Source organism: Neglectibacter sp. CSJ-5 (genome assembly GCF_032490475.1).
GTDB classification, from domain to species: Bacteria; Bacillota; Clostridia; order Oscillospirales; family Acutalibacteraceae; genus Hominenteromicrobium; species Hominenteromicrobium mulieris.
In genome coordinates this window covers 1-24,505 of record NZ_JAVYJC010000005.1, presented here as the reverse complement: position 1 = coordinate 24,505, position 24,505 = coordinate 1, and the positions used below count along the sequence as shown (strand labels likewise).

Here is a 24,505-nt window from a genome sequence, read left to right as displayed (position 1 = left end):
ATTACCAACTCTGCAGCTTCTTTTATAAAAATCCTGTTTTACATCTACACGGTGTATGAAGGTTAACGGAACGAGCGAATAGCTCGATATTGCAGTTATCCAATGTGTACCGTAAAATAAAAAAAGATTTTCTTGTGAGGTTTCTGTGACATTTGGTTGATACTCTATAAAGAAAAGGATGTGAGCAAATGAAAATTTTAGTGGTTGAGGATGACCGCCTTTTGAATAATACCCTTTGCTATAACCTGTCTGCCGCAGGCTATGAAGTAGATGCAGCCTTAACGAAAAGCGTTGCCGAACTGTTTTGCAGAAAGCAGGAATATGATTTGATTGTCCTTGACATCAATCTGCCGGACGGCAACGGATTTGATTTTTGCCGGGATATTAAGGACAGCCACCTGGACACTGCTGTAATCTTCCTGACGGCAAACGATATGGAAAGCGATATGCTCAAAGGCTACGAGCTGGGGGCAGATGATTATGTGACAAAGCCTTTCCCCATGAGCGTATTTCAGAAAAAAGTGTCTGCATTGCTGGCCCGGATCAGAAAGCAATCTGGCGGTGACTTCTACAACGACGGCAACCTGTTTATCAACTTTACGGAAATGACCGCAACGCGGGGCGGGGAAAGCATTTCTTTTACTCCGATGGAATACCGGCTTTTGAAAGTGCTGACGAAAAATCCGCAGATCGTTTTGACCCGGCAGGTGCTATTGGAAAAGCTATGGGATATTGACGGGAATTTTGTGGATGAACACGCGCTGACTTCCACAATCAGCCGGGTACGAAACAAAATTGAAAATCCAGATCATTCCTATATTAAAACCGTCTATGGCATGGGCTATATGTGGATTGGGGGCGGTAACAAATGAGGACAGAAAAACTCTCTGTCAATAAAGTGTGCATGGTTGTGTGTGTAGCCCTTTTTCTGCTTTCGGTCGCCATGTCATGTACCATTTACTTTTTGACACGGAACATATTGGCGCTATGCTGCGGATTGCTCTATGCGGTTTTCGTCGCCGGGTGCATGGCTGCTTTTCTGGCCTTTGTACGCCGGAAATTAACGCTGTTTTCGGACGCTCTGTGCAAGCTGTTGGACGATATGATGTCAGCAGATCAGACCCCGCCGCAGTACACAGAGGAAGAAAACCTGTTCTATAAAATCCAGCACCGGCTTTCCCGGCTCTATGATGTGCTGCGGGAAAGTAAGAGCAGTATTGCAAAGGAACGGGCTGACTTGCAGGAATTGATTTCGGACATCTCCCATCAGGTCAAAACACCGATTGCAAACCTGAAAATGCTGGATGCCACTTTGTTGGAACAAAATGTATCACCGGAAAAGCAGAGAGAATTTCTTTTGGCGATGGACAGCCAGTTAGACAAGCTGGATTTTCTCATGCAGGCAATGATTAAAACGTCGCGGCTGGAATCCGGGGTAATTGCTTTGGAACCGAAGCCGCAGGCCATCTATGATACTCTCGCTGCGGCGCTGGGCGGTATTCTGCTGAACGCAGAACAGAAAAAGATCGCGGTCACCGTGGAGTGCCCGGAAACGGTAACGGCAACCCATGATCGGAAATGGACAACCGAAGCCCTGTTCAACATTCTGGATAATGCGGTGAAGTACACGCCAGAGGGCGGGAAAATCCATGTGGCTGTGGTGTGCTGGGAAATGTATGTGAAGATTGATATTTCCGATACGGGCATTGGTATTCCAGAACAACATCAAGGGACGATTTTCAAACGATTCTACCGTGAGGACAGTGTGCATGACGCCCCCGGCATCGGGATCGGCCTATATCTTACCCGTGAAATTATCACCCGGCAGGGGGGCTTTATCCGTGTTGCCTCGGAAGTCGGCTCCGGCTCTACCTTTTCGGTGTTCCTGCCTCGTTCTTGAAATGTCACAGGATTGCGACATTTCAAGGCATTTTAAGGGGAAATTCAAGAACCGCCGTGACATTTCTGCGAGGATTTCCTTTTACAATGGAACCATCAAAAAGAAAGGTGGTAGAACTTATGCCTATTTTACAGACAACAGATTTGAAAAAATACTATGGAGATGAGCCGAATATTACAAAGGCTCTGGACGGCGTTTCTCTTTCGATTGAGCCGGGGGAATTTGTTGCCATTATTGGCACATCCGGCAGCGGAAAATCCACATTGCTGAATATGATGGGTGGTCTGGATGTTCCTACTTCCGGCAAGGTTATTGTGGATGGTAAAGATTTATCTACATTGAATGAGGAACACCTTGCGATTTTCCGCAGGCGAAAAATCGGATTTGTGTTTCAAAACTACAACCTTGTTCCCGTTCTGAATGTGTATGAAAATATCACTCTCCCGGTTGAACTGGACGGAGATACCGTGGATAAAGCGTTTATGGACGATGTAGTTCGTATGCTGGCTTTGGACGATAAACTAAGCAATATGCCGAACAATCTTTCCGGCGGCCAGCAGCAGCGCGTCGCTATTGCCCGCGCCCTGATTTCAAAACCAGCTATTGTTTTGGCGGACGAGCCGACGGGCAACCTTGACAGCCGGACGAGTAATGATGTTCTTGGCCTGCTGAAAGCTACCAGCCACAGATTTCATCAAACGCTTATCATGATTACTCATAACAACGAGATTGCCCAGCTTGCAGATCGCATTATCCGTATTGAGGACGGCAAAATTTCAGAGTAAGGTGGTGAAAAAGAATGAACGACATTTTATTTGGCAACAATAATGGCCCGATTATAAAAAAATTGACAAAAAGAAGTTTGAAAGCCAATAAACGGCGAAACTTCTTTCTTGTTATGGCAATCATGCTTACCACCTTACTGATTGGCTCTGTTTTCAGTGTTGGCATGAGCCTTGTTGAGTCCGTAAAAATGGAGCAGATAAGATTTGCAGGAACATCGGCGCACGCTGCCGTAGGACATCCGACGGCGGAGCAGATCCAGCAGCTTCACGCATTAGACTATGTAAAAGAAGTTGGTACTGGTAACAGCGTTGGCGTTGTTCAAAATACAGCAGATGTGGGAAATATCAGTTTGACCCTTCATTATTTCGATAAAACCGAATGGGAAGAACTGCGCGCCCCCGCCTATGTTGATATAGTAGGGAACTATCCCGAAAAAGAAAATGAAATCATGGTTTCTCGTGGAGTGCTGGAACGGATGGGAATTGATACCCCGTCTATTGGCATGGAGATACCCCTCACCTATTACACAGATAGCGAAAGCAGAGATTCCATAATTCAGGAAACTTTTACCTTGTCGGGGTGGTTCACAAGCTATGCGTTTGTCCAATCAACGGAGACTGCCGATGTGATTTTCGTTTCTCATGCGCTATCACAAAGATATGGAAAGACTGTGGAAAATGACGGCTCTGCGTCGATCCTGTTTGTGGATGAGTCCAGAGTTTCAGAATATTGTAACGCATTAGTGGCCGATTTAGGGTTAGCAGAAAATCAACCTGTTGCGATGGTACAGCTTTATGAAACAGATGCCGGTCAGGGAACCGCTACTTTGCTTTCCTTATGTGCTATTGTGTTTTTCCTCATTTTTACAGGCTATCTGCTGATTTATAATATCCTATACATTTCCATCTCCCATGATGTGCAGTTTTATGGGCTTCTCAAAACGATTGGGACGACGCCAAAACAGATCAAGCGTATTGTTATTCGGCAGGTTATGCGCCTCTGTCTTATTGGAATACCTATTGGCATTATCCTGTCGTTGCTGCTTTCTTTAGGGGTGGTTCCATTCTTGATTTCAGAACTTGGAGCCATTTCCGCAGATGAAGCCGTTGTATCATTCTCACCGATTATCTATGTGGGAGCAGTGTTCTTTCCTTTGCTTACTGCCATATTAGCTGCTTCAAAACCCGCAAGAAAAGCCGCGAGTATTTCTCCCATAGAAGCGCAAAAATATACGGGAGTTATAGGCAATGTGAAACACATCCGATCACTGGCACACGGCAAACCATATCGCATGGCTTGGCGGAATATTTTCCGGGATAAAAAACGTGCAGGAGTGGTATTGTTCAGTTTGTTTTTAGGAGTGACGACCTTTCTATCAGTGACAACATTGGTTTTTAGTACGGATATTTCAAAGTATATTGATGCTACTTTTGAAAGTGATTTTGTGTTGGACAATGAGGCTTGGCCTACGCAGAAGCTGGATGCTTCGTTAGTGGAACAACTAATGCTAATTCCCGGAGCTGAAAATATACACTCTACAACATGGGAAGAAATGCGGTTGGATTACTCGGATGCTTTCAGAGAATATATTGCTAACCATCCCATGCAAGAGCAGATTTCCGCTTTGTCAGAACAGGATATTGCAGACAATTTCAATGGTTTTCTTCTTGGCGTCGATGGGGAAACTTTAAGAAACTATCACGACAGGCTCGGCAATCCCATTGACATTGAGGCATTTGAGCGTGGAGAAATTGCGTTGATTGCCACCGATTACCCCGAATTATTTTCCAATGTTCAAGAGCTGAATATCACGCCTTCTTATCGAGAAGAAAACAGCGTTTCCGACCAGCAAAAATATAAGTTTACTCTTGGTGGATTTGTTCCGTTCAGCTATAAGGGCGTTGGCACCAGCCTTGCACCAACTGTGATCGTGTCAAACACTATCATGCAGGAATGGTTCGAAGAGCCAGCCGTGAAACAGCTTGACATGAATGTTTCCAGCAGTTATGAGCAAAATGCTTTAATTGCATTGAAGCAGATTATAGGAAACGATTCTGGAATTTCTTTGACATCAAGAATTGAGTCTATGGAAGAACTGGATCGTGCAAAAATGGCCGTGCTGATTCTTGGTGGAAGCATTTCGTTTGTCATCGCTCTTATTGGAATACTCAATTTTGTTAATGTCATGTCGGTTAGTGTTGTTGCCCGCAAGCGCGAATTGGCAACGCTTGAATCTATTGGAATGAGCCGTAAGCAGGTTCGGAAAATGCTGATAAGTGAGGGACTTTACTATGCAATAATCACTCTGGTTCTTGTCTTGTCTGCTGGCAATCTGATTGCATACGGTATCTTCAAACTATTTCAGCAGCAAGTGAGCTTTGCGGTATTTACCTATCCGTTTATTCCGGCGACCAGCATTATTCTGGTGATAATGATAATCTGCTTTATAACGCCGGAGAGGATGTATCGCTCTCTTAGCAGAGAAACAATAACGGAGCGATTAAGGGAGACAGAGTAATGTTAAGCATGTTTTTGAATCGAGGTGACAATAATATGGGAAATTAGCCGTACTGGATTTAGGCGATTCCGGCAGGCAGATAGGTGAAAAGCTATTTGCCCTTCTTTCTCCCAGCCAAAAGAAGGAACTGGCTCAGTTTGTTCGTGACTATGAGGCTGGCAATATTCCGGCTGATGTCCCATACACAACACTCTTTCGAGGACAATATTTTATTCCACCGCAGGAAGATCAGCCATTGACGGAGATCCAGAAGGGCGATTTGTATTTTTGCTTGGAGCAGCGCCTTGTTACTGTCCGAGGTCAGGTGATCCCGCTAACAGTTAAGGAATTTGAAATTTTTGCTTTGCTTATACTGAATCCAAAACGGGTGTTCACTTATGAAATGCTTCTGGATTTGGTATGGCATGAGGACTACACCTACTATTCTCGAAAGGCGATCAACAACCATGTAAGCAACCTGCGAAAGAAAATCAAGATTGCCCCGGATCTGCCGGACTATGTAAAAAGCGTGTACGGTGTAGGCTATAAATTCGATATATGAAAAATAAAAGCTGCAGAGCAATTACCAACTCTGCGGCTTTCATTTTGAAGATTTTTTTAGCGTCCACAGGACGCGTGGCCGTCACCGAAGGTGGCGATCTTGGGGGCTTGGGGGTTATCCCTCAACAAGCATTTTGGCCGGTGCAATCCGGCCAAAATCGCAAAACATGTATATGTTTGCATTGCTTGCCAGACTGTATTTGGGCTATATCTTGACTGAAAAGCAAAAAAGTTATATCATGATTAGCGGTAACTAACTTGAAAAGAGGTGAAGCTCATATCATGACGCATGGGAGCCATTATCTTGGCAAATTATACAATGATCTTATAATCAATTCTCCCCAGACAATTTCGATGGAAATTCCGTCTGATATGGGGCAAGGAAGAATTGCTCAAACGAAAATTAAACATGGAGTTATTCTTTCTGACTGGCAAATGTGTTATCAGTCTGATATGAATGTGCAGGGACCCGTCAGTAAGGAGTATATGCAAATTATTTTCTGCCTGAATGACGGTATTTCCTGGGGGATCATGGATGAGCGGCGTTCTGTTACTATTCAGAAAAATGAGTCCTGTATCTATGCCGGGCATGGAGGAACGGAATATATTTGCTACAAAAAGGACAGTAATTTCTCATTCAAAAGCATCAAAATTCCGATTTCATATTTCTCTCAACTTCTCTCTGATTATTTTGATGGACAGGAAGTAACCGCCTATGAGAAGAAACTTCTTAATGGAATTTCAAAAGTTCCCGTAACGCCCATCATGGACCAGATTTTATCGGAGACGAGCCGTTTTACTCAATATCGCGGTGGTTTAGGATATTTGTATTTGGATGGCAAGCTATTGGAACTACTGTCCATCTATTTGGGTGAGGTCCTTGAATTGGACATCCTGATGGGAAAAAGCACCTCTATGTCCCGGACGGAAAGGACCGCCATTATGGAAGCCAAGCGAATTATAGACAGTCAGCTTGCATTCGCCCCTTCATGCGAAGAACTATCTCGTATGGTACACTTAAGCATGACAAAACTGACACGTGGGTTCTCATCATTCTATGGTATGCCGATCCATCAATATGTTATTGAACAGCGTTTAGCACAGGCCGCACAGTTACTTTTAGAAGGAGACTGGAATGTAAGCGAAGTTGCCGCAATAGTTGGTTATGGGAAGGCCAGCAATTTTGCGGCTGCTTTCAAAAAGCGGTATGGTGTAGCACCCAAAAATTATCGGGAAAGCCGGTTCGATAGCGCAAAAAATAAAGTCTGACCGTTTTTGGGTCAAAATAGGCAGGTTTTGGGTTGGATTAGTCTGCGATAACTGATATTCTATGTGGTGTGGTTAGGTTCTGCTAACTACACCACATTTTAATTTTCCAACAAAGTGAGGAGGCATGAGCATGAAACAAAAGTTGAATGCGAAAGACTTTATTCTCATCGGTGTCCTGACTGCCCTCATGTGGATCATCTGCATGATTATCAGCACCATTATGAGTGTGGCTGGCCCGGTGACAAATGTGTTTTACCCGTCCGTTGTTGCTATCCCTAATGGTATCGTGATGATGCTCCTGCTGGCCAAAGTGCCAAAGAAGGGTGTATTCACCATCTGCGCCGCCATTCAAGCCATTCTGTTCCTGCTGGTGGGCGCTTTCTGGTTCATTCCCATCGGTCTGGTCATTGGCGGTGTCATCTGCGACTTCTTGGTTATGGGACGCAAAGAAATCACGATGAAATCTATGATGGCAGCGTATGCGCTGTTCAGTGCTATTTTTGCTTTCAGCGCCATCTGCCCCATCAAGTTCCTTCAAAGTGCCTTTGTAGGCGCGATGGAGAAGAACAATATTGCCCCGGAGTACATCGAAGGGATGCTGAATATTACTTCTGTTCCAATGCTGGTAGTCATTGTCGCTGTTGGGCTGGTAGGTGGTCTGATTGGCGGTTTTATCGGCCAGAAAGCGTTGAAGAAACACTTTATCAAGGCTGGACTCGTTTCAGTAAAATAACAGGATCAGCCCCCTGAAAATTCATCAGACAAACGCGGGCAAGCGGGCTGCCTGATTTAGAGTGCGGGGCTGAATGTGGTCCCGCACTTTGATTTTATAGGGAGGCATTGGAATGGAAGAAGCACAAATCAAACAGATTATTGAGCGGCAGCCCCTCCATGGGTCTGCGCTCCTGGATCCGCGCTGCAAGATCCTTCTCCTGGTTTGCATCGGCTTTGTCAGTTATTTTCTGGCCGGAGAAGTTGTCAGTCTTGTACTCATGCTGGTTTACGGATTGTTCATCGCCTTGGGTAATGGCGGAAAATGGGCTGTAAAAATGATAGTGACCTATATCATTGTCGCTTATCTCAATGCTCTGCTCCGTTATGTGCAGGTGCCGGTTTTGAGTGTGATTATGAGTGTGTTCGGCGTGACGGTTCTGAAACTGATCCCCATTGTAATGATGGGACTCTGGATATTGCGGACCACCTACATGGATGACCTGATGGTGGCTCTCCAGAGGATGCGGCTGCCGCAGGCAGTCACGATCCCTCTTGTGGTTATGTTCCGCTATATCCCTACTTTACGGATTGAATACCGGCAAATCCGCAGCACGATGGATATTCGAGGTATCAGCGATACCCTCTGGAAACGGGTATCTCATCCACTGGCGACGATAGAGTATATTTTGATACCGCTGCTGATGCGATGCCTGAAGGTCACAGATGAACTTGCGGCATCTGGCACAACGCGGGGGTTAGAACTGGAATGCAAACGATATGCACTGAGGCCGATCCGATTTGCGTGGCCGGAAATCATAGTATCTCTGCTGGGTATTCTCTTTTTGGCTGGCCTTCTCCTTATTGACCGGACCAAAATCGGGGAAATCATTTTGTGGAGGGTATGACGATGATCTCATTTCAGAATTTTAGTTTTCGATATGAAGAAAGTCAGGATTTTACTCTCCGTGGTATTGATATGACCGTACAGACCGGAGAATTTATCCTCTTGACTGGAAGAAGCGGCTGCGGCAAAACAACACTGATCCGTTCCCTCAATGGTTTAATTCCACACTTTTATCCTGGAGAAATCCAGGGCGACCTTGTGATGGACGGGTGTTCACTCCTGGAAATGAAACCTTCACAACTGGCCGGACAGGTAGGGACCGTATTCCAAGACCCGCGCTCTCAGTTTTTTATGACAGACACTACGCGGGAACTCGCCTTTGGATGCGAAAACATGGGGCTTTCCCGTGAAGAAACGGTTGAGCGAATCACAAAGGCGGCTAAAGATCTGGAACTGGCGGACTATCTGAACAGGAGCATCTTTGCCCTGTCCAGTGGAGAAAAACAGCAGATTGCCGTTGGCTCAGTTTATGCTCTATCACCCAAGGTCTATATATTCGATGAGCCATCCGCGAATTTGGATTATGCGGCAACCAAGCGGTTGGCTGAAATCATGGGAAAATTAAAGCAAGACGGTTATACCATTTTTGTGGTAGAACATCGCTTTTATTACCTGCGCGATCTGATTGACCGGGCATTTCTCATTCAGGATGGAAAGGTCGAACGGGAATTTACCAGAGAGCAGTTTTGTACGTTGCCTGAGAAAACACGGATCTCCTACGGTCTGCGGACAGTGTACCCGGAACGAGATGCGGAAAACTATCACGAAAAGAAACGCACTGCCGATGGAACGCGCCTGTTGGCGGTGAAAGACCTCGCATTCTCTTATGAGAAAGGTCCTGATGTATTTCAGAATGTCAGTTTTGAAGCTCATGCGGGAGATGTCATTGGGATTCTCGGCCACAATGGAGCGGGCAAGACAACTCTTTTGTCGATTTTGACCGGCCTCTTAAAACAGCGGCATGGGGAAATCAACTTTGAATGGAAGAAACTCACACCCCGTCAGCGGCGCGCCCTGTCTTATCTGGTGATGCAGGATACGGATTATCAGCTCTTTGCCAGCAGTGTGGAAGAAGAACTGTCCTTGGGAATAAAAGAGGATTGCAAAGAAAAAGTAGATGCCACTTTGGAGGCACTGGAGCTTTCAGAATATCGGGAGCGTCACCCAGCCTCCCTATCAGGCGGTCAAAAACAGCGCGTCACCATCGGCGCAGCCATCGTAAAGGATAGCCCGGTGATCTACTTTGACGAGCCCACCAGCGGCTTGGATTATGACTCGATGGTGCGTGTCAGCAATTTGATAGAACAGCTTTCTAATTCCGGGGTGATTGTTTTTGTGGTATCCCACGATTTTGAATTTATCGTCCGCACTTGTACGGAAGTGGTTCAGTTAGACGATCACGGAGCCATTCAAAATCACAGGCTTTCGCCGGAAATCTTGAAAACTCTTTCCGAAAAGTATTTTACCTGATGGGAGGTTAGACTTATGTTCCAAAAAGTATTTGAATACGCAGGGCCTCATAAAAAGGGGCTTTATGCGGCAACGGCGGTTGTGCTGGTCAGCGTCCTTATGGGGGTGCTTCCCTTCGTACTGGCCTACCAGGTGATCGCGCCGTTGGTTATGGGGGAAGCGATAGACGCCTCCTTCGTCATTCTACGAGTGGTTTTAGTATTGGTATGCCTGGTTTTGCAGGCAATTTTCTACGGCTGGGGATTGAACATCTCACACAAGGCTGCCTATGACACGTTGCTGCGTCTGCGGACTGCTTTGCAAAAACGATTTGAGAAGCTGCCTCTTGGAGTGATCCAGGATAAAGGTACGGGAACAGTTAAAAAGCTGTTCGTCGATGATGTGGACAGCCTGGAAGTTCTGTTGGCTCACTCTATGCCGGAGGGCATCGCAAATCTAATGATCCCGATTGCGGTTTATGTGGCGATGTTTTTCGTGGACTGGAAACTGGCGCTTTTGTCGCTGGCTTCTATCCCCATCAGCTTGATTGCCATGAGAACAATGTACTCCGTTGGTATGAAGAAAATGGGTCCCTATTATATGGCCGGGCAGAAGATGAACAATACCATTATTGAGTACATCAACGGCATGGAGGTTGTCAAGGTATTCAATAAGGACGCGGACTCCTATGAACAGTTCCGCAAAGATGTTTCTGACTATCGGGACTATACCTTGGAATGGTATAAGGCAGCATGGCCCTGGATGGCGATTTATAGTAGTTTATTACCCTGCACCATCATCCTCACCCTGCCCTTGGGCGCATGGTTTGTTCTTTCTGGCTGGTCAGCTCTGCCGGATCTGATTTTGGTACTATGCCTTTCCTTGAGCATCGGTATGCCGCTGCTAAAATCTCTTGGGTTCCTGCCTACGATGCCGCAGCTTAACTATAAGATTTCTGCGCTGGAGCAGGTTTTGGATGCGCCGGAGCTTCAGCAGACAGGTGATGGGTTCCACGGAAAAGATGACACCATTACTTATGACCATGTTTCGTTTGCGTATCAGACCATGCAGCCAGGCCCAGACGGGAAACCTACGGTTGTGGAGGATGAAGTCCTCCATGATATTTCTTTTATCGCAAAGGCAGGGCAGAAAACCGCACTTGTAGGCGAGTCCGGTTCCGGCAAGAGTACCTTAGCCAAATTGCTGATCCATTATTATGACCCGCAAAAAGGCAGTATCTCTATTGGCGGACAGAAACTTTGTGATATGAGCCTGGAGGCGCTGAACAGCCACATCTCCTATGTGGCGCAGGACCAATATCTGTTCAACACCTCGCTTCTGGAAAATATCCGGCTTGGCCGGCTGAACGCAACGGACGAAGAAGTAATGGAAGCAGCGAAGAAAGCCCAATGTATGGAGTTCCTTGAAAAACTGCCCCAGGGTATTCATTCTATGGCCGGTGACGCAGGAAAGATGCTCTCTGGCGGTCAGCGCCAGCGTATCTCCTTGGCGCGGGCGATCTTAAAGGATGCTCCCATTGTAGTGCTTGATGAGGCAACTGCTTACGCCGATCCAGAGAACGAAGAAAAGATGGAGGCCGCCATTGCAGAGCTTGTGAAGGGGAAAACCCTGGTTGTCATTGCTCACAAGCTGCCTGCGATTATGAACGCCGATCAAATTTGCGTTATGGATCGCGGAAAACTGGTGGCAACAGGCAAGCATCAGGAGCTGATCCAGTCCTGCCCTGAATATCAAAAGTTGTGGAAAGCGGCGCAGGACAGCGCCGAGTGGAGAGTACACACTGCAAAGGAGGGAAAATAAATGTTTGCTTTATTTTCAAGAATTTTGAAACTCTCTGGCCGATATAAAAGCCGTATCCAGGGAGCATTTGTCTGCGCATTTTTAGAGTCCATCCTCTCCAAAATGCCAATTTTCCTGGCCTTTGTAATTTTGAGCGGCTTTGCAGCCGGAACGCTGACCGGCCAGACTTGCCTCTATGTGGGCCTTGGTCTTGCTGCGGCTGTGCTTGTACAGATGCTCGTACACTATCTTAGCGACAGCTTGCAAAGTGCGGCGGGATATTTGATGTTCGCTGATAAGCGTATGGAGCTGGGCGGCCATCTGCGGAAACTTCCAATGGGATACTTCACTTCTGGCAACATCGGAAAGATCAGCTCGGTTCTTAGCACCGATATGGTGTTTATCGAGGAAGTTGCCATGAGTACCCTGGGCAATATGATGAGCTATCTGCTCTCCTCCCTGGTTCTGCTGGCTTTCATGTTTTATCTGAACTGGCAGCTTGGCTTGATTGCCGCCATCGTGACAATTCTGGCATGGCTGGTATCCAAGGGGATGAACAAAGTATCTTTTCGGGAGGCGGCGGGCCGTCAGGAACAGAGTGAACGGCTGACGGATGCCGTGTTGTCCTTTGTGGAAGGTATTGGCGTTATTAAGAGCTATAACCTGCTGGGTGAGAAGTCGGAAGAATTAACTGGGAATTTCAAGCGATCCAGAAATACATCCCTTGCCTTTGAGAGAAAAATGACCCCCTGGACCATGGGGCTGAATATCCTTTATGGCATTGGTATTGCGGCAATCTTCGGGCTGGCAATCTTTCTGGAACAGAATGGCGGCCTTTCCCTGGCTTATGTCCTTGGCGTTCTGTTGTTCGTATTTGATTTGTTCGGACCGCTGAAAGCACTCTATGGCGAGGCATCTCGTCTGACTGTAATGAACGCGGCATTGGATCGTATTGAAGCGGTATTGGACGAGCCAGAACTCCCCGATACTGGTAAGCAGCACTTGCCTTCCCAGGCACAGCCGGGGCAGCCGGAAGTACAGTTTAGCGATGTTGCTTTTGCCTATCAGGACAAAGAAGTGCTGCACCATATCAATTTCTCTATGAGGAAAAACTCTATGACAGCCCTGGTCGGCCCTTCCGGTGGCGGTAAATCCACTATCGCAAATCTGCTGGCTCGGTTGTGGGATATAAAATCCGGCAGTGTGACAATCAGAGGTGTGGATATTCGGAATGTACCCCTGTCGGAGCTGATGGATCAGATCAGTATGGTGTTCCAACGGGTGTACTTGTTCCAGGATACTATCTATAACAACATCAGCATGGGAAAACCGGATGCCACGGAGGAAGAAGTCTATGAAGCGGCAAAAAAGGCCCGTTGCTATGATTTCATCATGGCTTTGCCTGATGGGTTCCAGACCGTAGTTGGAGAAGGCGGCGCTACGCTTTCCGGCGGTGAGAAACAGCGTATTTCGATTGCGCGCTGTATTCTGAAGGATGCGCCTATCGTTATTTTGGACGAAGCTACCGCAAGTGTTGATACCGACAATGAAAGCTATATTCAGGAGGCCATCTCTGAACTGGTAAAGGGTAAGACCTTGCTTGTGATTGCACACCGTTTGAATACCATCCAGAATGCCGATCAAATCCTGGTAATCGACAACGGCCAGATCGCACAGCATGGCACTCACGAGGAACTTCTGGAGCAGCCGGGTATCTATCAGGATTTCGTCAATATCCGAAAGAGTGCTGCTGGATGGAGCTTGGCCTAATAGCGAAGGGAGGTCTTTATGAAACTTCATGCGTCCGGGGAGGACTATCTGGAAACCATCCTTGTTCTTCAAAAGAAACTCGGTATGGTGCGGTCCGTAGATGTGGCCCGGCACATGGAGGTGTCAAAGCCCAGCGTGTGCCATGCGGTGGCTACCTTGCGGGACGGCGGCTTTCTCACGATGGACGAAGATCACTTTCTCCATTTGACCGATATAGGCCGCGAGGTTGCCGAAAAAATCTACGAGCGCCATTGCTTTTTTACTGAGCAGCTTATCGCCGCAGGCGTTGACCCCAGGACAGCGGAGGCCGACGCCTGCCGGATTGAACATGTTATTAGCAATGAATCCTTTCAAAAGCTGAAAGATGCTTTAGAGGACTAAGGAGGTGGTGATAACATGGGAAATTAGCCGTACTGGATTTAAGAGATTCCGGCAGGCAGATCGGTGAAAAGCTATTTGCTCTGCTTTCTACCAGCCAAAAGAAGGAGCTGGCTCAGTTTGTTTGTGACTATGAGGCTGGCAATATTCCGGCTGATGTCCCATACTTAACACTTCTTCGAGGCCAGTATTTTATCCCTCCGCAGGCAGATCAGCCATTGACGGAAATCCGGGAAGGTGCTTTATATTTCTGCTTAGAGCAGCGCCTTGTTACTGTACGGAGCCAGATAATTCCGCTAACGGTCAAGGAATTTGAAATCTTTGCTTTGCTCATACTGAATCCAAAGCGGGTGTTCACTTATGAAATGCTCCTGGATCTGGTATGGCACGAGGATTATTCCTACTATTCCCGGAAAGCGATCAACAACCACATAAGCAACCTGCGAAAGAAACTCCGGGTTGCCCCCGACTTGCCGGATTATGTAAAAAGCGTCTATGGTGTAGGCTACAAATTTGAAATATAGAAAGGGTGCGGTATTTCTGCCGCACCCTTAAATTTTCGCTTTTTCTGCTGTGTGGATAATGCCTGATTTTGTCATGTATTGTTGATTAAATTCAGTAAAACCATGACGCTTCTGGAAGAATTATAGCATTTATCCCTATATAATGCCCCAAAATGAGGGAGGTGGACATAATAGGTAACTCTGCTCTCCTTCAATAAAGGAGGGCATGGAAAATGCTGCCGAGGTCAGAATACCGGCCTCGACATAGCCGGTCATATAAAAGAGATTCAAACCCCGTAATCCTGCGATGGATTGCGGGGTTTTTTCATTCGACAGGATTTTGCATTTTCCATTCTGCTCCGTCAGATGGTGACGGAATACGACAGGCGCAGCTTACCGCTGTACGGTGGGCGCTCTTTTTTACAAATAAGGCGCAGGACAAGCCTGCCGCCGGACCTGTACGGTGTAGATCACCGCCCCTCTGATTTCGATTTGCCCATTAACCCACTCAAAAATCGAAATTGGAGGATTACCATGAAAGAAATCAATCTGCGGGAATTTTACCCGGAAATATATAAAACGGATCTGTTTATCAGCCTGCCCGATGAGGTTGTAGATGTGCTGGTAGAATATCAGCGAAAAGAAGTGGCATATCGCCGCCGTACATACCGGCATAAGGCATTTCTTTCTCTTGATTATGGGGATGATATTGAACGCGAAGCTGTTCTTTTTACCCCAACGCTGCAGGAGATCGTAGAAAGGCACCTGGAGGAAGAACGGCTGTACCAGGCGATTTCTTCATTGCCAGAGAAACAACGCCAGCGTGTGTACGCTCACTATATTCTCGGCATTACCCTGATGGATATTGCCAAGATGGAAGGTGTTTCTCTCCATGCTGTCCATGAAAGTATTCGGCGCGGACTTCGGCGTCTGGAAAAAATTTTAGAAGAAAATTTCTAAACCCCCTATAAATGTACCCCCGAAAATGTCACGACTTATAGAAGGACAATTTTTTGGGACAATGCCATTTCGGTGAGTGAGAACCTTCAACGGTGCCACACCCACCTGTATATGCAGACAAGCTCCCAATCCTTCATCTGGACCTTGAAAACTGCATATACGGTGCCATAGGTACTTTCCCTGTATTCCGAGCGGCAAATGGAGCGGCGCGATGACAGGCGGCTTTAAGGAGGTGATGAAGCCCAACCGTCCGAGCGATCTACGCTATCCATTGATCTGGCTGTGGCAGGCCAGACGCGATGACTGATACAGGGTATAATGATACTTTCTCACGACCCGTCAAAGACTTGGGGGGAGTCCCTTCTGTGTTCGTTAGCTCTGGCGAAGCGACGGCACAAGCAGGGCTATGATGCGGTAAAGCTGGCCGCAGCCTGTGGCATCCCCGGCCCGGAAAAGGGCCTGCCGGGGGGCGTGGCAAATACGGCAAGCTACTAAGAAAACATCCATGCCGTTGTTTTGATTTTCGAGCAGCGGCATGGATTCTTATAAAATCGAAATCAGATACCATGAGGCCGGGCCGCTCTTTTTGTGTGTCCGGCCTTATTCATGTGATTTTGATGATCCAGTATGAAAAGAAAGGAGCTGTTGTTATGACTCAAACACCGGCCTATACGGTCATACATACCCCGGAAGCAGACAGACTTGCCGACATCCGGGATGTATCTGTCAATAAGGACCTGCCGCGGGAAGAAAGGATTGCCGAGTTTGTCCGGCAGATCCGGGACCCGTATCATTTCAAATGCGGCGGATTTGTTGTCAGGGCAAGTTTTTCCCAAGGAGGCGCTACCCTGGAAGAATGCCTCCGCGGAATCCTACGCTGAAAATTATTGATATTTTTTTATTTTGGGGGCTGATTTTTCCCGCATGGAGCGTTATAATAAACATGGAAAAGGAATTGAATACCGATACGTAGACTGCACTCCTTGAATTGCGGGGATTTTTCCGTGATGAAAGGAGTGTTTTTCTATGCAGGTTTATAAAGCTGCCAAATACATCCGCTTATCTTACACGGATGACAAATCAAACGAAAGCAACAGTGTAGGCAACCAGCGAAAGCTGATCGAAGATTTCGTGAGCCGCCACCCGGAGATCGAGCTGGTTTCCGAAAAGGTAGACGATGGGTACAGCGGGGTTATCTTTGACCGTCCGGCTTTTAAAGAAATGATGGATGACATCATGGAGGGAAAGATCAACTGTGTCATCGTCAAAGACCTTTCCCGTCTTGGCCGTGAGTATATTGAGACTGGCCGCTATATGCGCCGTGTCTTTCCGGCCTATGGCGTGAGGTTTATTGCCATCAATGACAATATTGATACTCTCAATGAGAGCACAGGCGATGACCTGACTGTATCAGTAAAGAACATTATGAATGAAGCTTACGCACGGGATATTTCCATCAAAACGAGAAGTTCCCTGGAAACTAAGCGTAAGAATGGGGATTTCGTTGGAGCTTTCCCGGTTTACGGCTATCGTAAATCCGAAGATAACCATAATCTTCTTGTAGTAGACGAATATGCTGCCCAGGTGGTGCGGAGCATTTTCAGGATGCGCCTGGAAGGATTCAGCCCCTACGCTATCGCAAATGAGCTGAACCGGCTGGGTACGCTCTCTCCTTTGGCATATAAAAAGTATTATGGCCTTCCCCATGCCAAGAAAGGCTATACAGACCGGAAGGATTGCCGGTGGTCGGCCAATACCGTCACCCGGATCTTGCAGGATGAAACTTATACCGGCACGCTGGTTCAGGGTCGAAAGGGTTCTCAGCACTTCAAACTGAAAGAGATGGAGAGCCGCCCTTCCTCCGAGTGGATTCGCGTGGAAAATGCTCACGAAGCCATTATTGATCGGAATGATTTTGACCTGGTGCAAAGGATTCGCAACCTGGACACCCGTACATCTCCCCAAAAAGATAAAGTCTATCTGTTTTCCGGCATACTGGTCTGCGGCTGCTGCGGCAGCCGGATGGTACGCAAAACGAACCGCTACAAAGACAAAGAATATCACTATTACTATTGTCCTACCGGAAAGAAGAACGGCTGCGCCCATCCGGTCATGGTAAAGGAACATGAGCTGATGGAGTGCGTGCGGGACAGCCTGAAAGGGTTTATTGCCAATGTAGTCTCTCTGGATGAAATCTTATCCGGCATAGACCAGAGCCGTATCAACCGTGAACTTATCAAGGAGTATTCGCGGCAGATCGCCCAGAATGAGCAGCAGTTGGAGCAGATTCGTCAATATAAGATGAAACTGTATGAGAGCATGGTAAACGGCTTTCTGGACAAGTCGGAGTTCCTTTATAACAAAAGCAGTTACAGCGCCCGTATCACCCAACTGGAACAGGCAGTTGCCGCCCTTAAGGAAAAACGGACCGATGTAATGGAAAACCGGAGTGAGCGGAATCGCTGGATTGAGAATTTCAGGCGTTTTTCCGATCTGGAAGAACTGGACCGCAAGGCGGTGATCCAACTTGTGCAGGTGATTACAGTGCTGGGGAAAGACGAATTGCAGATTCAATTTAATTATCAGGACGAATATGAAAAAGCCCTCGCCCTGATTACGCCGGTACAGGAAAGGATGGTGGTCTGAAATGGCGAGAAAGAGCAGGAAACATACTATGGCGCAGGCTGCCATGCCTGCTTCCCCGTTTATCAGCACGGCGCTGTATATCCGGCTGTCTGTGGAGGATAACAATAAACGTGGAAATTCTATCGAAACGCAAAAGCTGGTTCTCGAAAAATTCCTATTGGGAAAACCTGAACTGCGTCTTTATGACATTTATATCGACAATGGAGCAACAGGAACGAATTTTAACCGTGACGGCTTCCAACGGATGCTTTCGGATATTGAATCCGGCAAAGTAGGCTGTGTGATTGTCAAAGACCTTTCACGCCTGGGACGCAATGCCATTGACACGGGATATTACATTGAGCGGTATTTCCCTTCCCATAATGTCCGGTTCATCAGCGTTACGGATCAATTTGATTCTGAAAATCCTGATAATCTCCACGGCGGTATTATCCTTCCGCTGAAAAATATGATTAACGAAGCCTATGCTCTGGACATAGGACGTAAGATAAAGGCCCAGGCCCGTCAGGATATGAAAGAGGGCAAGTATGTGGGTGGCAGGGCGCCATTTGGATATATGAAAGACCCTGATGACTGCCACAAATTGATTATTGATCCGGTGGCGGCTCCTGTGGTACGCCAGATTTTCCAGTGGGCTTATGAAAAAGTCCCCCTCAACCGGATTGTGCTTCTGCTCAATGAAGGAAACTACCCTTCTCCCGGAATGTATAAGATGCAAACCGGGGAGATCACCCATCAGGCGTTAGCAGGGCGTGGCTACTGGCAGACCTGGACAGTTGCCAAGATTTTGAAGGAGGATAAATATACCGGCGACATGGTGCAAGGGCGAACAAAAACGGTCCTTCACCGGCAGGTGCCCGCAGGCGAGGAAAACCTGATTGTCGTTACTGGAACCCATGAGCCTATCGTTTCCAAAGAGATTTTCGATGCCGTTCAGAAGTACCGGGCAGAAGTGGCCGAGGAAAGCAAGAAGCACCCGGTTATCCCATACACGCCCAATATTTTTAAGGGGCGTATCTTCTGTGGAGACTGCGGGAGAAGCCTGCATCGGCAGCGCCAACAATGCAATGGTTCATATCGCTTCCACTGCCTGACCCCTACCAGGGTACATAAAGATAAATGCACTGGCGTTTCCATCAGCGAAACCGAGCTGATCGCAACGATACTGGATATTCTTAAAAGGGAACTTGCCGCCGTCCTGGGGGATTACGCGCTGCTTCTGAAAGACAACATGCAAAAGCACGAAAAAGAAGCTGCTTCCCGTGAGAAAGTCAACCGGGCAAAGCTGCAGTTTAACCAAAGCCGTGAGCTTTTGCAGACTCTTTATGAAAATCTGATGAACGGTGCGATTGACAGTGAAGAATACTTCGACCTGAAAGCGACCTATGAAAAGCAGATACAGGCAGCGCAAAAGGAGCTTGCTTTTTACGAAAAGCAGGCTGATGTCCGCCAGAAGCAGGCTGAAAAGTGCAAAGATCTGGAAAAAGACGAACAGGAACTTTTGAGTGGAGGCGTCCTGACTGCCGCCCTCATTGAGCGGTTGATTGAGCGGATCACAGTCTACCCGGATAAACAGGTAGATGTAAAATTCACGTTCCGCGCAGAATTTGAGGCGTTTAAGGAGGCGGAGGCAGAATGAAGAAGTACAGGATTGCTCTTTACATCCGTCTCTCTTTGGAGGACGCCAAAACAGACAGTATGAGTATTTCCAGCCAGAGAAACATCCTTCGGGAATATGCCTCTGAACTGCCGGAATATGCTAATGCGGAACTTACGGAATTTGTAGATAACGGGTACAGCGGGGCAAACTTCGAGCGCCCTGCGGTGCAGGAATTGCTTGACCTGGTACGGGCTAATCGGATTGACTGTATCATGGTAAAGGATTTTTCCCGCTTTGGCCGCAACAGTTTGGAAACAGGCTATTTTATCGAGCGGGTATTTCCGCTGTTCCATACCCGCTTTATCTCTGTCAATGATGATTTTGATACCCAAAAGCTGAAAGGCGATACCGGCGGTATGGAAGTCGCCTTCAAGTATTTAATCAGCGAGTATTATAGCCGTGATATGTCGGTAAAGACCAAAACGGCCAAATACCTGAAGTTCCAGCGGGGCGAATACCAAAGTAAAATTTGCCCTTACGGTTATCGCAAAGGGGAAAACGGACGGATGGTGCCGGACCCGGAGACTTCCGAAGTAGTACAGAAAATTTTTGAATATGCCGTAAATGGCATGAACGCAACCGATATTGCGCGGGAACTTTCCCGTCAGCAGATTCCCACACCCGGAGAGCATAAGGCCCGAAAGGGGATTAAGACACACGATGTTTCAAGAACTCACGGAATGTGGTGCAATTCTACTGTGCTTCGGATTCTTGCTGACGAACGATATATGGGCACTTATGTGATTGGCAAAAGAGAGGTTACAGAAATCGGCGGCCACAAGATGCGGAGCAAAGCGGAAAGCGACTGGATCAAAATACCGGACCATCATATACCGCTGGTGAATGAGGAAATCTTTTCAAAAGCCAATGCCTCTATTCAGCGTTTTAAGATTCCAAATAGGAAAAAACACGACTATCTCCTGCGTGGGAAGGTTATCTGCGGATGCTGTAAACATGCCTTGCACCTGGCAAATGGGACATCTTACCGGTGCCGCTTTTCCAGCACGATTCCTTCACTTGACTGCTATAACATTCATATCCGGGAAAAAGAACTGAACCAGCTTGTATATGAATTGCTATGCAAACAGTTTCAGGTAGCCTTCGGTATTGACAGCTTAGCGGATCTCCGTAAGGTAGATACCGTTGCTATACGTCAAGCTGACTTTGACCGGCAGATTTTTGAACTGCAGGAAGAAAAGCGGAAACTGTATGAAGCTCTTGTTTCCGGCAGGATTCCGCTCTTGGAATACAAGGATCAAAAAGAGCAGATCAGTGAAAAACTGTTGGAAGTACAGAATACCAAAGCGGTTGTCATGGCCCGTCTTGAAGCCGAACAGGAAGAACGGCAGCACCAGCGCCAGCAGATGGATATTTCCCGGATGCTGACGGAAAGCGATGGGCTGACTTCGGAATTAGTTGATCTTCTGATTGATAAGATTTATGTTTATCCTGATAAACGGGTAGATATTGCCTTTAAGATAAGGGACAGCTTTACAACTCACGACTGAGGAAAGGAATTGGTTATGCGGATTGCGTTTTATTGCAGAAAAGGCGGCACAACTTTTGGGTGTATGCTGCCGGAAGAAAAGGAGCGACTTTATGCGTTTTTTGCCGCCGAACAGAAACGGGAGGCGGCAAAATTCCTATCAAGAAAGCTGGAACGTGGGGACAAGAAAAAATAAATATTTTTTTGTCGTGGACTTGACATAAGGGTGGCGCAGATCATGAAATCTAACATGCTTGCACCCTGCGTGTTCCAGGATGAGCTGCAACCTGCGGCGCACCACGCCGGGGGTGATGGGACAGTCCTCCTTCACCGGCGACGGGAACATCCAGCGGGAGTTCACCGTCTTTTTGTACTCCCGCAGCACCGCCACCACAGCAGGCGGCAGGACGATCTTGCGGACGGAGTTCTTCGTCTTGGGCGTGCTGATTTGAAGTTGGCCCCGCACATCGTAGACCTGCTTGTTCACATTCAGCACGCCGGTTTTGAAGTTCAGGTCGTCCCATTGCAGCGCCATCAGCTCACCCCGGCGCAGGCCGGTTGCCAAGTCCAGAAGGAAGACTTCGTAGTACCCCTCGAACTTTGCCTGAATGAGAAACCGTTGCAGCTCCTCCCGCGTCAGCACCTGCATCTCCCGTGCCTTTTTCGGCGGCAGCTTGCAGCCGATGGCCGGGTTCACACGGATCAGCCCATCCTGCACCGCCTTCTCCAATGCGGAGCGGCAGGTGGCGTGGCACATACGCACCATTCGGTCGGACAGCCCTTCGCCGTACTTGTCGGTGAACCGCTTCCGGCCGCTTTTCTTGAGCCGACCGTAGAACTGCTGCAGGTCATTCTGCGTCAGCTTGTTCAGCGGGATGTTCCCAATCTCCGGAATGATATGCAGGTGGATGCGGCTCTCGTAGGTCTCCTGCGTAGTTGGGCGGATCTTAGGCTTGGAGTGATTCTCGTACCAGTATGTCAGCCAGTCCCCGAAGGGCATCTCAGACCGCACTTTTTCGGGCTTCAGCCCGCCGCATTCCTCCTTGAGCTTTTGGAGCTTCTCGACGCACTCCTTCTTCGTCTTGGCGAGGACATTTTTCGTCTTGGGGTAGCCATTGTCATCATAGCCGATGACAACTCGCCCCTCCCACCGCCCGTCCTTGCGCTGCCTTACGGTTCCGTCGCCGGCTTTTCGTTTTCTTGCCACGGTTTCAACTCCTTTCCGAAGATATCCTCCATGAAGCCGCCCACGATGCCCGAGGCTGTCTTCTGCATATCTGAGGTGACATGGGTATAGGTGTCCAGCGTGAAGGACGCATTGGTGTGTCCCAGAATTCCAGACAGCGTTTTGGCATCCACGCCGCTGGTGAGGGCGTGGGTGGCGAAGGTGTGGCGCAGATCGTGGAAGCGAATACTGGGCAGCCCCGCCCGCCGGAGCAGCGTTTTCATGTGGAGGTAGGCCGAGCCGGAGTTGACAGGATCCTCCGGCTTCGCTGGGTCGGGGAATATCCATTGACTGATGGTATCCGCCTTGCGCCGCCGCAGGATGTCCGCCACCGTCTTCGGCAGGAGGATGGTACGCATTCCCTTTCCCGTTTTTGTCTCGCCGACGGTGTACTCACCCTTCCTCTGGCTGTGGAGGGTGCGGCACACCTTCAGCGTGCCGGCATTCCCGTCGAAGTCGCTCCACTGCAGACCGCAGATCTCACCGCGGCGCAGGCCGGTCATCAGCTCCGTCTGAAAGAAGTCCCGCCACACCTCGTCCCGCTCCACCACCGCGAGAAAGGCGTCCAGCTCCTCGCCGGTCAGAATGCGCTTGGGCTTGTAGTTGGGTTTGGGCGCCGTTGTACCTTCGGTGGGATTTCTGGGAATGACATGGGCCTGCACCGCGTCCTTCAGCGCGGTGTGGAGGGTGGTATGGATGTGGCGCACCATGGAGTCAGAGAGCTGATGCCCCATCTCGGGGTGCTCGCGGATGCGCCCCTCCGTTTTCAGACGGTGGTACATCCGCTGGATATCCTGCTGAGAGATAAGCGAGATCTGCTTGTCACCCAACTGCGGCTTGATGTAGTATTCGATGTAGCGGCGGTAGCCCTCGAGCGTACCGGACCGCACTGTGCCCGCCTTGTATTCTGCGAGCCAGCGGTCCAGCCACTCGCCCAAGGTCATCCGGCTGTCCTCGGTCAGCTCCACATCACGGTAGCACTCGATGTTCTGGTGGAGCTTGTCCAGCAGTGCCTTTTGCGTCTTGGCGTAGACATGACGGAACAGCGGCTCGCCGTTTTCCTTGTGGCCAATGACGATGCGGCCCTCCCAGCGTCCGTCCTCCCGCTTGCGCACCATGCCGTCGCCGGCCGGTCTTCGTTTTGCCATGTATTTCACTTCCTTTGGATTCATTTTCTTTTTGCAACACAAACAACTACCACACTTTTGCGGAAATAGCTATCAGAACTTTGAAATGGTTTGCCATTACATCCGCATAGAAAACCCGTGGTACTGCTCGTACTCTTCATCTTCGTCATCTACGGCGTATTCCACCGTGCGGTCGATCTTGCCGCCGCGTTCCAGAATGCGCTGGATCTCCTGCTTACTGTGATGCAGCGTTTCCAGATGGAAGCGGTCATTGTCGCCGGTGTTCATCGCATCCAGAATGGAGATCAAACCGCAGACGGCATCGTCCACCGTAGGCAGGAGTTCACCGTACTCGGTGGCATCGATGCGGCTTTCCAGATACTCACAGCCGCCCATATCGAAGTAGGCTTCCATGCTGCTGCGCAGAAGCGTCTGGTCGAAGAGCTTATTGTCTCTGCATCGGACATTCTCCGGTGTGGTGTAGGTGATGTATTTTTGATTCGGCTCCCATCGCACCTTGTAGCCGTACTCCGCCATGAATGCGATGAACTCCTCACGGGTAGCACAGTTCTCCATAGCTTCCTTAATGGTACGGCACAGCCGTTTCTTCCAAGCAGGAATACGGAACGGATCTGCCTTGCTCTCGGTGAAGGACAAGCCATACTCCCGGCAGAGCTGGTTGCTGTATTCCTTGGCCTGCTGCATCTCCCGGGCGCTCTGGTGAAACTTCTGGCCGTTTTCAAAGTTTACCGAGTTCAGTAGGCTAAGTACCCAGCGCCTTGCCGCATTGCTGCGGTAGGTTTCCAGGCACTCGCCCCCGAACCGGACTTACAACTCTCGCTGTATCCGGCTCTCTATTCATTCACAGCC

20 protein-coding genes and 1 pseudogene are annotated in these 24,505 nt (G+C 48.4%); 18 read left to right on the top strand and 3 right to left on the bottom strand.

The window, feature by feature from the left end; genetic code table 11:
- Positions 1–188: 188 nt before the first annotated feature.
- From R2K26_RS10950 to R2K26_RS10865, 18 genes are all read left to right on the top strand, one after another.
- A complete protein-coding gene (locus tag R2K26_RS10950) occupies positions 189–872 on the top strand; it encodes a response regulator transcription factor (RefSeq protein WP_316521034.1) in 684 nt (227 codons plus the stop codon).
- Positions 869–1,900, top strand: a complete 1,032-nt coding sequence (locus R2K26_RS10945) for a HAMP domain-containing sensor histidine kinase (RefSeq protein ID WP_316521032.1) — start codon at positions 869–871, stop codon at positions 1,898–1,900. Before R2K26_RS10950 ends, R2K26_RS10945 begins: the two co-directional genes overlap by 4 nt.
- Positions 1,901–2,019: 119 nt before the next feature.
- Positions 2,020–2,685 carry an ABC transporter ATP-binding protein gene (locus R2K26_RS10940; RefSeq protein WP_316521539.1) on the top strand — a complete coding sequence of 222 codons (666 nt, stop codon included), beginning with the start codon at positions 2,020–2,022 and terminating at the stop codon, positions 2,683–2,685.
- 14 nt (positions 2,686–2,699) lie between these two features.
- Entirely contained in the window at positions 2,700–5,204 is a 2,505-nt protein-coding gene (locus R2K26_RS10935) for an ABC transporter permease (protein WP_316521028.1), read from the top strand.
- A 211-nt stretch (positions 5,205–5,415) separates the two neighbouring features.
- Entirely contained in the window at positions 5,416–5,745 is a 330-nt protein-coding gene (locus R2K26_RS10930) for a response regulator transcription factor (RefSeq protein ID WP_316521533.1), read from the top strand.
- Between the two features lie 281 nt (positions 5,746–6,026).
- Entirely contained in the window at positions 6,027–7,013 is a 987-nt protein-coding gene (locus R2K26_RS10925) for an AraC family transcriptional regulator (RefSeq protein WP_316521531.1), read from the top strand.
- A gap of 130 nt (positions 7,014–7,143) precedes the next feature.
- Positions 7,144–7,746 carry an MptD family putative ECF transporter S component gene (locus R2K26_RS10920; RefSeq protein ID WP_316521025.1) on the top strand — a complete coding sequence of 201 codons (603 nt, stop codon included), beginning with the start codon at positions 7,144–7,146 and terminating at the stop codon, positions 7,744–7,746.
- Positions 7,747–7,858: 112 nt separating this feature from the next.
- The gene (locus R2K26_RS10915; RefSeq protein ID WP_316521023.1) at positions 7,859–8,632 is read left to right on the top strand and encodes an energy-coupling factor transporter transmembrane component T; all 774 of its coding nucleotides are present in this window, start codon (positions 7,859–7,861) and stop codon (positions 8,630–8,632) included.
- Positions 8,629–10,101 carry an energy-coupling factor ABC transporter ATP-binding protein gene (locus tag R2K26_RS10910; protein WP_316521020.1) on the top strand — a complete coding sequence of 491 codons (1,473 nt, stop codon included), beginning with the start codon at positions 8,629–8,631 and terminating at the stop codon, positions 10,099–10,101. The genes R2K26_RS10915 and R2K26_RS10910 overlap by 4 nt, the downstream gene beginning before the upstream one ends.
- Positions 10,102–10,116: 15 nt before the next feature.
- The gene (locus R2K26_RS10905; protein WP_316521017.1) at positions 10,117–11,901 is read left to right on the top strand and encodes an ABC transporter ATP-binding protein; all 1,785 of its coding nucleotides are present in this window, start codon (positions 10,117–10,119) and stop codon (positions 11,899–11,901) included.
- Positions 11,902–13,650 (top strand): ABC transporter ATP-binding protein, encoded by a 1,749-nt coding sequence (locus R2K26_RS10900; RefSeq protein WP_316521015.1) that lies wholly within the window; start codon positions 11,902–11,904, stop codon positions 13,648–13,650.
- Positions 13,651–13,668: 18 nt separating this feature from the next.
- The gene (locus tag R2K26_RS10895) at positions 13,669–14,031 is read left to right on the top strand and encodes a metal-dependent transcriptional regulator (RefSeq protein WP_316521011.1); all 363 of its coding nucleotides are present in this window, start codon (positions 13,669–13,671) and stop codon (positions 14,029–14,031) included.
- Between the two features lie 215 nt (positions 14,032–14,246).
- Positions 14,247–14,552: a helix-turn-helix domain-containing protein gene (locus R2K26_RS10890; protein ID WP_396897244.1), complete on the top strand. Its 306-nt coding sequence runs from the start codon at positions 14,247–14,249 to the stop codon at positions 14,550–14,552.
- Positions 14,553–15,065: 513 nt separating this feature from the next.
- Positions 15,066–15,491, top strand: a complete 426-nt coding sequence (locus tag R2K26_RS10885; protein ID WP_067536939.1) for an RNA polymerase sigma factor — start codon at positions 15,066–15,068, stop codon at positions 15,489–15,491.
- 650 nt (positions 15,492–16,141) lie between these two features.
- Positions 16,142–16,372: a DUF6870 family protein gene (locus R2K26_RS10880; RefSeq protein ID WP_087180054.1), complete on the top strand. Its 231-nt coding sequence runs from the start codon at positions 16,142–16,144 to the stop codon at positions 16,370–16,372.
- A 145-nt stretch (positions 16,373–16,517) separates the two neighbouring features.
- Entirely contained in the window at positions 16,518–18,137 is a 1,620-nt protein-coding gene (locus R2K26_RS10875) for a recombinase family protein (RefSeq protein ID WP_316521004.1), read from the top strand.
- 1 nt (position 18,138) lies between these two features.
- A complete protein-coding gene (locus R2K26_RS10870; RefSeq protein ID WP_087225075.1) occupies positions 18,139–19,776 on the top strand; it encodes a recombinase family protein in 1,638 nt (545 codons plus the stop codon).
- Positions 19,773–21,305, top strand: coding sequence for a recombinase family protein (locus R2K26_RS10865; protein ID WP_278604265.1), 1,533 nt, complete (start codon positions 19,773–19,775; stop codon positions 21,303–21,305). The genes R2K26_RS10870 and R2K26_RS10865 overlap by 4 nt, the downstream gene beginning before the upstream one ends.
- A gap of 198 nt (positions 21,306–21,503) precedes the next feature.
- On the opposite strand, the pseudogene xerC reads toward R2K26_RS10865, so the two are convergent.
- The 3 genes and pseudogenes from xerC to R2K26_RS10850 form a co-directional block, all read right to left on the bottom strand.
- Positions 21,504–22,490, bottom strand: a pseudogene (xerC, locus tag R2K26_RS10860) (tyrosine recombinase XerC); the annotation flags it as partial.
- Positions 22,454–23,656: a site-specific integrase gene (locus R2K26_RS10855; RefSeq protein ID WP_316520995.1), complete on the bottom strand. Its 1,203-nt coding sequence runs from the start codon at positions 23,654–23,656 to the stop codon at positions 22,454–22,456. The gene R2K26_RS10855 and the pseudogene xerC, both read right to left, overlap by 37 nt.
- Before the next feature lie 96 nt (positions 23,657–23,752).
- Positions 23,753–24,340 (bottom strand): hypothetical protein, encoded by a 588-nt coding sequence (locus R2K26_RS10850; RefSeq protein WP_396897243.1) that lies wholly within the window; start codon positions 24,338–24,340, stop codon positions 23,753–23,755.
- Between the last annotated feature and the right edge of the window lie 165 nt (positions 24,341–24,505).

Excerpts from the sequence above, each read along its gene's own strand:
- R2K26_RS10950 (WP_316521034.1), top strand. The coding sequence starts at position 189 with ATGAAAATTTTAGTGGTTGAGGATGACCGCCTTTTGAATAATACCCTT.
- R2K26_RS10945 (WP_316521032.1), top strand. The coding sequence starts at position 869 with ATGAGGACAGAAAAACTCTCTGTCAATAAAGTGTGCATGGTTGTGTGT.
- R2K26_RS10940 (WP_316521539.1), top strand. The coding sequence starts at position 2,020 with ATGCCTATTTTACAGACAACAGATTTGAAAAAATACTATGGAGATGAG.
- R2K26_RS10935 (WP_316521028.1), top strand. The coding sequence starts at position 2,700 with ATGAACGACATTTTATTTGGCAACAATAATGGCCCGATTATAAAAAAA.
- R2K26_RS10925 (WP_316521531.1), top strand. The coding sequence starts at position 6,027 with ATGACGCATGGGAGCCATTATCTTGGCAAATTATACAATGATCTTATA.
- R2K26_RS10920 (WP_316521025.1), top strand. The coding sequence starts at position 7,144 with ATGAAACAAAAGTTGAATGCGAAAGACTTTATTCTCATCGGTGTCCTG.
- R2K26_RS10915 (WP_316521023.1), top strand. The coding sequence starts at position 7,859 with ATGGAAGAAGCACAAATCAAACAGATTATTGAGCGGCAGCCCCTCCAT.
- R2K26_RS10910 (WP_316521020.1), top strand. The coding sequence starts at position 8,629 with ATGACGATGATCTCATTTCAGAATTTTAGTTTTCGATATGAAGAAAGT.
- R2K26_RS10905 (WP_316521017.1), top strand. The coding sequence starts at position 10,117 with ATGTTCCAAAAAGTATTTGAATACGCAGGGCCTCATAAAAAGGGGCTT.
- R2K26_RS10900 (WP_316521015.1), top strand. The coding sequence starts at position 11,902 with ATGTTTGCTTTATTTTCAAGAATTTTGAAACTCTCTGGCCGATATAAA.
- R2K26_RS10895 (WP_316521011.1), top strand. The coding sequence starts at position 13,669 with ATGAAACTTCATGCGTCCGGGGAGGACTATCTGGAAACCATCCTTGTT.
- R2K26_RS10885 (WP_067536939.1), top strand. The coding sequence starts at position 15,066 with ATGAAAGAAATCAATCTGCGGGAATTTTACCCGGAAATATATAAAACG.
- R2K26_RS10880 (WP_087180054.1), top strand. The coding sequence starts at position 16,142 with ATGACTCAAACACCGGCCTATACGGTCATACATACCCCGGAAGCAGAC.
- R2K26_RS10875 (WP_316521004.1), top strand. The coding sequence starts at position 16,518 with ATGCAGGTTTATAAAGCTGCCAAATACATCCGCTTATCTTACACGGAT.
- R2K26_RS10870 (WP_087225075.1), top strand. The coding sequence starts at position 18,139 with ATGGCGAGAAAGAGCAGGAAACATACTATGGCGCAGGCTGCCATGCCT.
- R2K26_RS10865 (WP_278604265.1), top strand. The coding sequence starts at position 19,773 with ATGAAGAAGTACAGGATTGCTCTTTACATCCGTCTCTCTTTGGAGGAC.
- R2K26_RS10855 (WP_316520995.1), bottom strand. The coding sequence starts at position 23,656 with ATGGCAAAACGAAGACCGGCCGGCGACGGCATGGTGCGCAAGCGGGAG.
- R2K26_RS10850 (WP_396897243.1), bottom strand. The coding sequence starts at position 24,340 with ATGCAGCAGGCCAAGGAATACAGCAACCAGCTCTGCCGGGAGTATGGC.